The sequence below is a fragment of the Austwickia sp. TVS 96-490-7B genome, assembly GCF_019331795.1.
Classification (GTDB): domain Bacteria; phylum Actinomycetota; class Actinomycetes; order Actinomycetales; family Dermatophilaceae; genus Austwickia.
Genome location: NZ_JAHPZL010000001.1, coordinates 287464 through 299870 on the forward strand (window position 1 = coordinate 287464; position 12407 = coordinate 299870).

The 12407-nt window shown below is 61.4% G+C and carries 11 protein-coding genes; 4 read left to right on the forward strand and 7 right to left on the reverse strand.

The features are described from left to right. The 3 genes from KEM60_RS01280 to KEM60_RS01290 all read left to right on the forward strand — a co-directional run. The coding region (locus KEM60_RS01280) for a CPBP family intramembrane glutamic endopeptidase (protein WP_219105680.1) at positions 1–472 on the forward strand (472 nt) is incomplete at its 5' end. 31 nt (positions 473–503) lie between these two features. Next, on the forward strand, positions 504–1928 hold the full coding sequence (locus tag KEM60_RS01285) for a tryptophan-rich sensory protein (protein ID WP_219105681.1): 1425 nt from the start codon (positions 504–506) through the stop codon (positions 1926–1928). Next, a complete protein-coding gene (locus KEM60_RS01290) occupies positions 1925–3199 on the forward strand; it encodes an FAD-dependent oxidoreductase (protein ID WP_219105682.1) in 1275 nt (424 codons plus the stop codon). The genes KEM60_RS01285 and KEM60_RS01290 overlap by 4 nt, the downstream gene beginning before the upstream one ends. A 66-nt stretch (positions 3200–3265) precedes the next feature. Here KEM60_RS01290 and KEM60_RS01295 read toward each other — a convergent pair whose 3' ends face one another. Genes KEM60_RS01295 through KEM60_RS01310 form a run of 4 tightly spaced genes read right to left on the reverse strand, consistent with a single transcriptional unit; the run spans position 3266 to position 6025 of the window. Then, complete coding sequence (locus KEM60_RS01295) at positions 3266–3427, reverse strand: hypothetical protein (RefSeq protein WP_219105683.1); 162 nt, start codon at positions 3425–3427, stop codon at positions 3266–3268. Between the two features lie 17 nt (positions 3428–3444). Continuing rightward, a complete protein-coding gene (locus tag KEM60_RS01300; RefSeq protein ID WP_219105684.1) occupies positions 3445–4032 on the reverse strand; it encodes a hypothetical protein in 588 nt (195 codons plus the stop codon). Then, a complete protein-coding gene (locus KEM60_RS01305; RefSeq protein ID WP_219105685.1) occupies positions 4029–5228 on the reverse strand; it encodes a hypothetical protein in 1200 nt (399 codons plus the stop codon). The genes KEM60_RS01300 and KEM60_RS01305 overlap by 4 nt, the downstream gene beginning before the upstream one ends. An 11-nt stretch (positions 5229–5239) precedes the next feature. Next, positions 5240–6025: an ATP-binding cassette domain-containing protein gene (locus KEM60_RS01310; RefSeq protein WP_219105686.1), complete on the reverse strand. Its 786-nt coding sequence runs from the start codon at positions 6023–6025 to the stop codon at positions 5240–5242. 838 nt (positions 6026–6863) lie between these two features. On the opposite strand from KEM60_RS01310, the gene KEM60_RS01315 reads away from it, so the two are divergent. Further along, complete coding sequence (locus KEM60_RS01315) at positions 6864–7187, forward strand: hypothetical protein (RefSeq protein ID WP_219105687.1); 324 nt, start codon at positions 6864–6866, stop codon at positions 7185–7187. 186 nt (positions 7188–7373) lie between these two features. Here KEM60_RS01315 and KEM60_RS01320 read toward each other — a convergent pair whose 3' ends face one another. From KEM60_RS01320 to KEM60_RS01330, 3 genes are all read right to left on the reverse strand, one after another. Further along, positions 7374–8723 (reverse strand): deoxyribodipyrimidine photo-lyase, encoded by a 1350-nt coding sequence (locus KEM60_RS01320; protein ID WP_219105688.1) that lies wholly within the window; start codon positions 8721–8723, stop codon positions 7374–7376. 93 nt (positions 8724–8816) lie between these two features. Next, complete coding sequence (locus KEM60_RS01325) at positions 8817–10826, reverse strand: OPT family oligopeptide transporter (protein WP_255574111.1); 2010 nt, start codon at positions 10824–10826, stop codon at positions 8817–8819. A gap of 288 nt (positions 10827–11114) precedes the next feature. After that, positions 11115–12314: an FAD/NAD(P)-binding oxidoreductase gene (locus KEM60_RS01330; protein WP_255574112.1), complete on the reverse strand. Its 1200-nt coding sequence runs from the start codon at positions 12312–12314 to the stop codon at positions 11115–11117. Positions 12315–12407 lie beyond the last annotated feature (93 nt).

The window sequence follows — 12407 nt, forward strand, 5'->3', positions numbered from 1 at the left end:
GCACTGGGGGCGGGCGCATACTCGGTCGGGCACGCAGGGGGGCCGGGCGGTAGTGCAGGGGCTGATTTTGGGGGCCTTGCTGTTGGCGGTGTTCTGCGCTGGGGCGCTGGTGGTGGGGCGGGTGTCGGTGTTGCGGGAGCCGGTGGATCGGTTGTTGGATCATGCCCGTTTCGGGTCGGTCGCGGCGGTGGCTGCGGTGACGGTGATCAATGGGGTGGCCGAGGAGTTGTTTTTTCGGGGGGCGGTGTATGCGGCGTTGCCGCGGCGGTGGGCGTTGAGTGGGTCGACGGTGATTTATGGGGTGTCGACGGTGTTCAGTGGGGTGCCGCTGTTGACGTTCGCGGCGGTGGTGTTGGGGGTATTGACGGGGGCGCAGCGGCGAGTGACTGGCGGGGTGCTGGGGCCGATCGTGTGTCACCTGACGTGGTCCTTGGGGATGTTGTTGTTGTTGCCGGTGGTGTTGACCGGTTGAGGTGTCCGGGTAAGTCGTCGAGGAGGATCGCATGTCACGTACGGCGTTGGTGACCGGTGCCAGTGGGTATGTCGGTGGCCGGTTAGTACCGGAGTTGTTGGCGCGGGGATGGTCGGTGCGGGTGTTGGCGCGCACCCCAAGCCGGTTGGCGGCGCAGTGGCGGGACCAGGTGGAGGTCGTGCAAGGCGACCTGGGTGATGAGGACTGTCTGGATGAAGCCATGGCGGGGGTGGATGTCGCCTGGTATTTGGTGCATTCCATGGACGGTCAGGGCGATTACGCCGCCCGGGACCGGCGGTTAGCGCAAGGTTTTGCGGCGGCCGCGGAGCGGGCGGGGATATCCCGGATCGTGTATCTGAGTGGATTGCATCCGCGCGGGGTGGAGTTGTCGGAGCATCTGGCGTCGCGGGTCGAAGTGGGCGAGGTGTTCTTGGGGTGCGCGGTGCCATCAGTGGTGGTGCAGGCGGGCGTGGTGTTGGGAGCGGGATCGGCGTCGTACCGGATGTTGCGGCATCTGACGGAGCGGCTACCGGTGGCGGTGGGTCCGCGCTGGCTGCGCAACCGGATCCAACCGATTGCGGTCGATGACGTGGTGTTTTTCTTGGCGGCTGCCGCGGAGGTGGACTCGTCGGTGAACCGCACGGTCGATGTGGGGATGGCGGAGGTGTTGACCTATGCGCAGATGATGTCTCGGTATGCGCAGGTCAATGGTTTGATGCGGCGACGGATGGGCATCGTGCCGGTGCTGACGCCTGGGTTGGCTTCGCATTGGGTGGGGTTGGTGACTCCGGTCCCGTCAGGGGTGGCGAAGCCGTTGGTGGGCAGCCTCATCAACGACGCGGTCGCTCATGAGGACGATGCGGCGCATGTATTGGGGGTCCCGCCGGGTGGGGTGATGGGGTACGACGAGGCGGTGCGGGCCGCGTCGTCGTCGTACGACCCGCGACGGTGGGGACGCACTGCCTGGCGAGTCGGCGCGGGCGTGGCGGCCTGCGCGGCAGTGGGTTCGCTGCTCACTCAGCCGGATTCGTCGTGGTATCGGGAATTGCGCAAGCCGTCGTGGCAGCCGCCGCCAGTGGCATTCCCGGTGGTGTGGACGACGTTGTATGCGGTGATCTGGGTGGCCTCGACCAGCGCTGCCTGCGAGTTGGCCGAGGACGGTCCAGGGGGATCATCGACACCGCAAGGGGCGCGGGCGTCGCGCAGGTTCACCCAAGCGTTGGCGGCGAACCTGGCACTCAATGCGGCGTGGAGCGGGGTGTTCTTCCGGGCCCGGGCACTGCCCGCAGCAGCGGTCACCGCGGGGGCGTTGACGGTGAGCGCAGCAGATCTCGCTCGCCGAGCCGCACCGACCGGGTGGGGCAAAGCTGCCGGGTTGGGGGTGTACGCCGGATGGTCGGCATTCGCTACGGTGCTTTCGACGCGACTGGCCATGGTGAACAGGAGTAAGCGATGAGCGAATTCGTCGTGATCGGTGCAGGTGTAGCGGGGTTGCGGTGCGCCGGGATCCTCGCTGACGCCGGGCATGCGGTGACGGTGCTGGAAGCTGAGCCCACAGTGGGAGGACGGCTGCGCACCGACCGCGTCGATGGCTATCTGTGCGATCACGGATTTGCTCTGGTCAACCCGGCATACCCGGAGTTGCAGCAGGCCGTGGATCTGACCGAATTAGACGTGCGGCCGTTCCGGACCGGAGTGCTGGTGCGCACCGAGAGGTCAGGGTTGACGGTGGTGGCGGACCCGCGCCGTGAGCCCCGGTTGATGGCTGCGACGCTGCGCAGTGGCTATCTCTCCCCTGGGGAGGTGGCTGCCCTGCTGAAGTGGGTGGCTCCAGCGTGGGGAGGCTGGTCCGCTGGCCAGGATGTGTCGGTGGCGGATTCGTGGGATACGGCGGGGGTGCACGGCCGGTTGCGCACCGAGGTGATCGAGCCGTTCCTGGCTGGGGTGCTCGCTGACAGCTCCGGGTCGACGTCGACGCAGTTCGTACGCCGATTGGTGCGTTTTTTCCTGGAGGGAACGCCGGGAGTGCCATCGCGGGGAATGGCGACGGTGCCGGCGTTGATGGCGGCACGAACCACGGCGTCGATTCGGGTGGGAGAACCGGCCCGGGAGATCCTGCCGTGCGGGTCCGGCTGGTCGGTCCGCACCGACACACAGACTTATCAGGCTGCTGCGGTGGTGGTGGCGACCGAGGCGTCAGCGGTGGCTGGGTTAGTGTCCGGACTAGCCAGGGACACGTTCCTCAACGGGTTGCGTGACATGCGGGGGTTGGCGACCTGGTGGTTTGCCACGGATCAGGCGCCACATCCGTGGCCGATGATCGTAGTGGATGGGCGACGCAGCGGCGGCCGGGTCCCCGGGCCGGTGTGGAATGCGGCGGTGGTGAGCGCGGCAGCTCCGACGTACGCCCCAGCAGGTCGGCACCTGGTGGCAGCAACGACACTCATTGACGGACCATCCGACCTTGCTAGCGACACTGAGGTACGCCGACACCTGGCGCACATGTATGGCTGCGACACCACTGACTGGGAGGTGGTCACCCACCATGTGATCCCGCGAGCACTGCCGCAGGTGCGACCAGGACATGCTGAAGCCATGTCGGTGCAGGTCAAGCCGGGACTCTATGTATGCGGTGATCACCGGGATGACTCGTCGATCCAAGGCGCCCTGTCATCAGGTCGTCGAACCGCACATGCCATCTTGTCTCCATCATCATCTGGTCGGTGATTTCATCCGTGAGTGCGCGGACCAACACGATCACCGTGGACTGAGGGTCGGACCGACCTGAGTCATTCAGGCGCGATGACTCGCCAACCACTCGTCCACTTGCTTCTTGAAGTCCTCATCACCCGTCGAGCGTATTGATTCATAGATGTCCTCCCCGGGATCTCCCCACAGGTCAAAAAGCGAGTTGTCCGCGGCCGGGGTGACCGGATCGTTCGGCCACATCGTCACCGCCGCACTCGTCCTCCTCACCAGCAAGACCGGCGGACACTCCACAATCCCACCACGAAAAAACCAACTGGAACAATCCACGATTCGAGTGTCGCCGCTGGAGCACTCACAAAATTCACATCTAAAGGCTGACCATCCGCGCGATAACCCCAGAAAATGATAATCATAATCCCCATAGCGGGACCCAGCCACATCATATTTCGCCCGCCATAGTGCGCCGAAATAAGGGTGAGTCCAACCCACATCATTAAAGCCCGAAAGATGCCGAGCAATTCACCACTATCAAGGGAGTGTAAAATCAGCGGCACCCCTATAGATAATAGGCTGAGAACGAGCATTCCAAGCGTGAGAAACCTCCTGTTATTCTGCGCTGGACCACTCCCTATAGTGGCACACTCTGCACTTCTCGGAAAAATTGTGGCGACAGCGACGATCACAAGAGTTATGGGGATAAGATGAGCTACTGGCACATGCACCGAAACTTTGTGTCCCGGCAGTGAAATCCACGCCTGGGCTGTGTAGGCGTTAAGGATGCCCAGCATGATGATCGCGGCTACGCCGTGCCACAGTCTGTGGGCTCTCAAATCCAGGATTATGTCTTTCATGACATGCCACATCGACCCTGTGTGAGAATCTGGTTGCGCTCAGCCAACCATGTTTTTTGATCACCTTTTTGACCTAAAGCTATTTCAGATATTGATTTCACATCAATGGGAGGTCCTCCATGGACATCTGCTGGCTGAAAATTGCCACTTCCTTGAACTGTGAGATAGTACGATAATTCCATATAGGCCTGGGAGTACTTATCAAGATCAAGGTGCTTTTGATCCAGACATCCCGTGCCTTGAGTGGCTGAGATCATGGCGTCTGCCATACTCGCCCAGGCTGCCCACTCAGGAGGAATTGAAAACGAGTGATCTCCTGATGCTTTGGTGATTCCACGCTCACGGTAATGACTGGGTTGCTTGAGCCACTGTGGTTTGTTCGATGACAACCGCATATACCCGGATTCGAGGGTGCTGAGATATTTTTCATGCTCAGGCCACACACAAAAATGTGAAGAACATGCTACAGATTGCTCACTGACCTCCCGAGGCCTTGAAATATCGGAAGCTTGGACACTGCCGGTGACTAACATCAATGCAACAAAAAATGTCATGAGCGTGTTTCTCAGATGTAGGCTGAGGGAAGGCCAATATCCCAGAGGTCGAAAAGAAGACGCGGCAATCAAAAGTGACATGGCCATGACGCCGTGCCAGATCACCTTGGCGGGATCTAATATCATTTCAACTCTGGCTGAAAGTGGCGGAGCAAAAACTTGTGAGATCAGCAGGTAATAACCTGCCAGCGCGATGATGGGAGCAAAGGGCCGTTTGGGAAGCAGTGATCCCATCAGCGAACCTAGCGCCAGAGCCTCAAGAAGGACGAATAAGCTCAACGTGACATAGCTGATATACAGCCACTGGCCACGGTGAATACCGAGCCGCAGCTGGGCAGTCAGTACCATCGCTGCCCAACCAATCAGGATGCCACTCCCCAAGGGCCAGGTGAGAGAAAGCCATACTCGCCACCATGAACGTGCCCCGCCTCGTGTGAGGAGCAGTAATTTCCCCAGCGCAGCTGTTGAATGTGCTGACATAGCCGCTACCAACGGAGAGAGCACCACACTCGCGGCTACCAGTAACCCACTAGCGAATAGAGCAACTGAGGGATCTTCGACATGCCGCCAATACAGTACAGATACGGCCAGCATCCCTGTTAAAACAGAGTAAATGGCTAGCTGAATCATCTGGGAACGCATAGCGAAGATCGTCATTTGATGCCATCAACAATCGAGAGGTATCCTGCTTCTGCATGTGATCCTGCAAATTTTAAAGTTTCAGCAGTTGCCATGTCTTGCAGCACGTTGGACGGACCATCAAATACCATCTTTCCAGCTTTGATGATGACAATCCTGTCTGCGAAGACCACGGCGTCCTCTACCAGGTGTGTGCTGACGAGAACAAGGGGTCCTTGAAGTTGCAACAGAATCTGGCGTAAGGAGATTCTTTGTTGAGGATCCAAGCCCGCAGCAGGTTCATCAAGCAGGATATAATCAGGTTTACCAGCTAGAGCAGTAGCAATTCCGACCCGCCGAAGCGTACCTCCCGAAAGTGTGCGTATTTTCCGATGAGCGACTGAATCTAAACCCAAAGCAGTGACTAAATCCTGAATTTCGGAGAGGTGGGCGGATCGTCCGTGAAGCCATGCACAGTAACGCACTGTTTCGATGGCAGTAAACTCTGGTATTCCCCTAAAAGTTTGAGGTAAATACCCGATCCGTCGTCGCGCTGAACGCGCACTTCTTTCAGTCATCACATGATGACCACAGATTTTTAGCATCCCGCTCTGCGTGGGGATTTCTGTCGAAGCCAGCTTGAGGAGGGTGCTTTTGCCCGCACCGTTCGGACCAAGAATCACGGTCACGCCTGGCGAGGTCTTAAGACTAAGATTTTCCAGAACTAGTTTATTATTGTACTGATACGAAACATTGGTGAGCGACAAGAAATGCTGCCCGGAACTAGTGCTAGATATCATCTCTTCAGCATCTCTCATCATCCCCAGACGTTAACCTTGCCATTTGTGACCGAAGTTCTGCATTCTTTGCCACCAGGACTTTTCACAGTGGCACCACTACTTATCCACAGGAGTTGACCATCAACCACAGGAGACCAGCCGCCCCCAAAACCGGTGTGATAGTGGCCACCGGCGGTCACCGGGGTGCGAAATCCTTCCCCAGCCGAGCCATGTCAGTGTGCGAGGCACCTCTCGGTCCGGGATGCTGCCATGAGCGCAAGCAGACACGCTTCCCATGCCAAGGAAGTCTCATCTCAGCGTTATTGTAGTCAACCCCATTTTCACAAACTTCTTTCGTCGGTCCAGAAGCTACCCTTTCAGCAGGCTTAAGTAGGCGCTAACGCACGTGATACATCTCACTCGTCACGCACCAGATTTGTGCTGAGGGTCGCACTGGAAGCCACGTATTGCGCGACTAATCCGGCACGGGCGTCACCGAGAGCTGGACCACCCGAGTCTGGGTGATGACGAGTCTTGCTCAGGGTGCGGATTCGACAGTTGTGCTAATTAAGAAGTTCACCATCAGAGAGTCTCGGAATGGAGTTCTCGCACCACTGTCAGGTTGACCGGCGCAACAGTAGCTCTGGGGGTTGGGCTCGTCGCTGGGGTTGCGGACGCATCCCCAGCGCTTGCGTGCATGATCTAATGGTGATATTGGTGCGGCGTTTCGGCGCAAGGCGCTGAAGCGTCGCACCCTCATCGGCACAGCAGAGGGAACGTCAACGTGAAGAATGCCCACCACATTCGTGAGAACAGGGCGCGACGGGCGTCCATGAGACGATCAGGGCTTGGATTGTGGGCGGCCTCCCTAGCTCTGGCGGTGGCCGCGCTGATGACTCAGATCGCGGGATACCCCATTTTCATTTGGGCATACTTGGCCGTCCTGCTGATGACAGGGGGTCAGATTCAGTTGTCACTGACCAAGGAGCCTGATCCTGAGGAATTTCCCGAGTGGGTCCCCGCCCTTGAGTGGCTTGTTTATGGCTATCTGGCGCTCTGTCTGTGGTGTATCTTCAGCATTCCGACGCCACAGTGGCAGCTGTTTTGTGCGCTTTTCTTCACCAACAGCGTGGTTTTGACGTTCTGGCCGACCAGGGGCCTGCCCGGGTGGGAGTGGCCACGTTGGCGTTCCGGTTCGAGCTGACCGCGTCTCCGGGGGTGCGGGTTTTGCCTTCTCTGTACGCTTTACCGAGGGCTCGGCACCGAAACAGTTTTATATGGTGGCGACGTAGCCGTCCTCAGCGATGGAACGTACGTCCCGACTGGCAGCCGCCCCGTCAGTGATGCTGTCCCGCTCCCCCCACCCCAACACCACCGAGACCACCAATGATTAGCTGGTGGCAGCTTGATAGCGACGTAACGCCTCGGCGCGTTCAGCGGCATGATCAACGATGGGTCGCGGATATCCGTGGGCATACCCGTCAGGGTGTTTCCACGGCTCGTGAACGGCACGCCCAGGCAGGTGCGCCAATTCGGGGACATACCGGCGGACATAGTCGCCGTGCGGATCGAATTTCTGCCCTTGAGTGATGGGGTTGAAAATCCGGAAATAGGGCGCAGCGTCGGTGCCGGTGCCCGCGGTCCATTGCCACCCATGGCTATTGGATGCGGGGTCCCCGTCACGCAGATGCGCCATGAAATGGCGAGCGCCGTACGGCCACCACAGGTGGAGGTCTTTGATGAGGAAGGAGGCGGTGACCATGCGGACTCGGTTGTGCATCCATCCTTCGGTGCGGAGTTGGCGCATCCCGGCGTCAACGAAGGGGAAGCCGGTGTGTCCGGTGCGCCAGGCGTCGAAGGTGTCGTCGGGGTCGTCGTAGTCCATGGTGGACAGTGCGGGGCGCAGGTCGGTGTCGAGGGAGTCGGGGCGGTGCCAGAGCACGTCGGCGTAAAACTCCCGCCAGGCGAGTTCGGCGGTGAATCGGTCGGTTCCGGGGGTGTGTCCTGCGGCGGCGACGGCGGCGAGGATGGTGCGTGGATGGATGGTCCCGAATTTCAGGTGCATGGACAGTCCGCTGGTGCGGTGCAGGTCGGGGCGGTCACGCAGGGTGTCGTAGTCGGCGAGGTCGTCGGCGATGAAGTCGGTGAGGCGTTCGTGGGCGGTGTCTTCGCTGCAGGTGGGCAGGGTGAGGTCGGCCGGTAGGTCGGGGGTGGGTGGCAGCGGTTCGCTGTCTAGTCCGTCGGCCCAGCGCAGGCTGCGCGGCAGGGGGGCGGGTGCGGGGTGTCCGTGGTCGCGCCAGGCTCGCAGGTAGGGGGTGAAAACGCGGTACGGCGTGCCGCCGCCGGTGTGGAGCAGTCCTGGTCCGATGGCGTACGGCGTGCCGGTGGCGACCCAGTCGATCTCGGCGTCCGCTAGCGCTGCCTGCACGGTGGTGTCGCGGTGTCGACCGTAGGGTTCGCTTTCGGCGGTGACGTGGACGCTCGACGCGCCGACGGCGCGGGCAACCTCGGGGACGATGCGTTCGGGTGGTCCGGTGCGGACGACGAGGCGCCCGTCGCAGGCGTCGTGCAGGTGACGGAGCGCGTCGTACAGACAGGAGGTGCGGACGGCACCAGCATGGTCGAGCAGGCCACGGTCTAGGACAAATAAGGGGAGCACGGGCCCCGCAGTGGCGGCTTCTGCGAGCGCTGGCAGGTCGTGCAGGCGCAGGTCGCGGCGGAACCACATCACCGAAGGCATAGCGTTCACCCTAGTGGGGGATGTCCTGGCGGAGATGGGCAGACCCGACCCGGGAAACGTTCCGGGTCGGGTCTGTGACGGCGTGAGTTGAGGTCAGGAGCTGTGCCCGACGTGGTGTTCCCGGTCGGCCGGTGCATCGGCGGTGCTGATGCCCCCGGAGAGTCGCCGGGTCCATTGGTAGAGCCAGGCGGTCAGTCCGGCGAAGACGATCAGTCCGATCCATTGGGCGGGGGTGGCGAAGTTTTTGTCGAGCAGCGCGAGCGGTTCTTCTTTGCCTGTTCCAGCGACGATCCCGGCGAAGAGCACTCCGAAGAGGCTTTCGCCGACGATCAGGCCGGTCGCCAGGAGGACTCCCATTCGGGAGCTGCGTTCCGGGTTGTCTGTACGGGCTGCCCACCGTTCGTAGAACATGCCGAGGAGGGCACCGACCGGGATCATCAGGGTCAAGTCGATGGGGAGGTACATGCCCATGCCCACGGCCAGCGGCGGCAGGCTGAACCGGGTGGTTTTGCTGAGGACTTCGTCGACAGCGACGACGCCACACCCGATGAGTGCGCCCATGCCGAGGAGATGCCAGTCGAGGTCGCCGCCGAAGACACCTTGTGCCAATGAGGAAATCAGCGACGCTTGGGGGGCGGCGAGCGCGTCTGGTCCAGCGTTGGGTGCGCCTGCGAATCCGAAGCTGGTGTTCATCAGTTGCAGCACTGGGGGGATGACGATCGATCCGAAGACCACTCCGATGACCAGGGCGACCTGCTGTTTCCACGGGGTGGCGCCGACGAGTTGGCCGGTTTTGAGGTCTTGTAGGTTGTCATTGGAGATGGTGGCGACACCGAAGACGATCGCTGCGGTGAACAGGGTAAACGCGACCAGGGTGGTGGTTTGGTCTTGGTTGCCGCCGTGCACCAGTTTGATCAGGACGGCCGCGGTGAGGACCACGAGGATGCCCACCCCGGAGATGGGGCTGTTGGACGCACCGATGAGACCAGCCATATAGCCGCAGACGGCGGCGACGACAAGCCCGATCAGCAGGATGAAAATGATGGCGATCGCGATGAGACCGGCTGCGCTGCCTGCCAGGGGCGTGTCGTGCAGGAACAGCCATAGCAGCGCCCCGATGGGCAGCATGGACGCCAGCACTGTGCCACCGACGACGCTCATGGATAGGTCGCGTTCGGTGATGTCGATGTCACCGCCTTGGCGGCGAGTCCGGTTGGCGACGAGCGCCTCGTTGATGCCTTTGATGATGGGGCCGATGATTTTTAGCAGCGTCCAGACAGCAGCGACAGCGATGGCTCCGGCACCGATGAATCGGACGTCGCTTTTGAAGATGCTGTTCACAGCGGTGAGTAGCGGCACGTCAGTGGCGAGGTTGCCGGAGGATTGCAGGGGGAGCAGGACGCCGTACGAAATGAGCAGCCCGACGATCATGGCCACTCCGACGCTCATGCCGACGAGGTGACCGACGCCGATGAGCGCCAGGGAGAGGCTGCCGCCGACGAGGGTGCCGCCGGAGCCGACGCGGAAGGCCGCTTTGACGCTTTCTGCGGTGAGCTTGATGTGGGTGAGCAGGATGTATCCGGCGGAGGCGATGGCGCCGCCGATGATGACGCGCAGGCCGCGGGCGTTTTCTTCGGCTCCTTCATGGCTATCACCGACCCGGAGCACCTCGGCGGCGGCGACGCCCTCGGGGTAGGGCAGGTCAGAGCCGGTGACCAAGGCCCGGCGCAGCGGGATCGAATACATGACGCCGAGGGTTCCGCCGACGGCGCAGACAGCGACAGTGGTCCAGTAAGGGATGTCAGTCCACCAGCCGACGATGACCAGGCCAGGGACGACAAAGATGATCGCTGAGAGCGTCCCCGCGGCGGAAGCGATGGTTTGGACAATGTTGTTTTCCACGATGCTGTGGTCAGCGAAGAATCGCAGCACCGCCATGGAGATCACGGCCGCGGGGATAGATGTGGCGAAGGTCAGACCAACCTTCAAACCCAAGTAGACATTTGCTGCCGTGAAGACGATGGTGATCAGACCACCGATGATGATGCCTCTGATAGTCAGTTCGCGGGCGCCCGATCGTGTCGGGGCTGATGGTGCGGACAACGCACTCTCCTCCTCCGGGGCGTGTCGCGCCCCTAGCCACGCCGCCCTCAGGTTGGCAGCTGATGTGACGACCGGACGGCGTACGTCATGCTAATCCTTTTCACGTTCAAGAATGGCGAGATTTAGTGGCAGCGCGACTCGGCGAGTTGCCTGCCGAACCTGTTGCACGCGTAGCGAATCCGCTGATCAAAATGCGTTTCCGTGGTGTTTCTCAGTAGCCGGTGCACACCATCTCTCCCGGCGGCGCTGGAGGCTTTTGGTCTGACCGCGCCTATGCTGCGCTGCCGGTCAGAACAGCCCTTTCAGCATGAAGTTCCAGTACATGACGGGCAGTGCGACCTTCTTAAACAGGTTGAAGTCGAGGATCGGGGCGGTGGTGTCCGGCCACGGCAGCGGGTAACTCGGGGCGGGTTGACCGGTGTAGTCGAATTCGGCGAGTAACAACGTCCGGCGAGACAGAGTCAACGGGCACGACGCATATCCGTCGTACCTTCCCGGCAAGGAAAGTCCCTGATAGGCGGCTTTCATGTTGGCGACCACGATGGGGGCTTGATGCCGTACGGCGGCGCCGGTCTTGGAGTTAGGCGTCGCAGCGACGTCACCGAGCGCAAAAATCTCCCGGTGCCGGACGTGTTGGAGCGTGCGCGGATCCACGTCGACGTACCCGCCTGGGTCGTCTGGAGCGGCGAGAGGTGATCTGGCCACCCAGTCTGGCGCCGACTGGGGCGGGACAAAATGAGCCATGTCGTAGGGGAGGACGCTGTCCTCGCCGGTGTCATCACGATGAAGGTGCACACAACGGGCGGGGCCGTCCACCGCAGTGACCCGGGTCGACAGATGCACGGTGATGCCATAGGCAGCGGCAGTATCGGCGAGGATCTCCGCAAACTGTGGAATCCCAAACAGTGCTGGAGTGGGCACAATGAGGTGGATGTCTATCCGGTCAAGCACCCCTTGCCGCCGCCAATAATCCGCTGCGAGATAAGCAATTTTTTGGGGAGCGCCAGCGCATTTGATCGGCCCGGGCGGCATGGTGAATACGGCAGTCCCCGCAGCGGTAGTGCGGATGAGTTCCCAGGTCAGCGGGGCCAAGTCGTAACGGTAGTTGCTGGCGGTGCGATGCGCCCCAATCGTGCCTTGCAAGCCAGGGATGCGATCCCAGTTGAGCTGGATGCCCGGCGCGACCACGAGCTGGTCGTAGCTCAGCGGCCCACGCTCCCGCAATAGGACGGTACGTCGTTCGGGGTCGATGCCCTCGGCAGCATCGGTGATCCAATGCACCCCGACCGGCAAGACGTCCTGGCGGGGCCGTTCGCTGGCGGCCCGTGACGCCCGTCCCCCACCGACCAACGTCCATAACGGCTGGTAGTAGTGCATCGGATAGGGGTCAACGACGGCGACATCACGAGCCCCAGCACGGCACAACCGCGCCGCGACAGTGTTCCCAGCCGTGCCAGCCCCGATGACGACGATGGTGTGGTGGATCACGGGCCAACCTCCTGGGATGTCGTCACAGCGCAGGCCCACCGCGCCGTCCGGATCTCAATCAAGGGCCTTCTTCCACTGTGCCGCAGTGTGATT

Coding starts and splice junctions, on each gene's coding strand:
- KEM60_RS01285 (WP_219105681.1), top strand. CDS start 504: ATGTCACGTACGGCGTTGGTGACCGGTGCCAGTGGGTATGTCGGTGGC.
- KEM60_RS01290 (WP_219105682.1), top strand. CDS start 1,925: ATGAGCGAATTCGTCGTGATCGGTGCAGGTGTAGCGGGGTTGCGGTGC.
- KEM60_RS01300 (WP_219105684.1), bottom strand. CDS start 4,032: ATGAAAGACATAATCCTGGATTTGAGAGCCCACAGACTGTGGCACGGC.
- KEM60_RS01305 (WP_219105685.1), bottom strand. CDS start 5,228: ATGCGTTCCCAGATGATTCAGCTAGCCATTTACTCTGTTTTAACAGGG.
- KEM60_RS01310 (WP_219105686.1), bottom strand. CDS start 6,025: ATGATGAGAGATGCTGAAGAGATGATATCTAGCACTAGTTCCGGGCAG.
- KEM60_RS01320 (WP_219105688.1), bottom strand. CDS start 8,723: ATGCCTTCGGTGATGTGGTTCCGCCGCGACCTGCGCCTGCACGACCTG.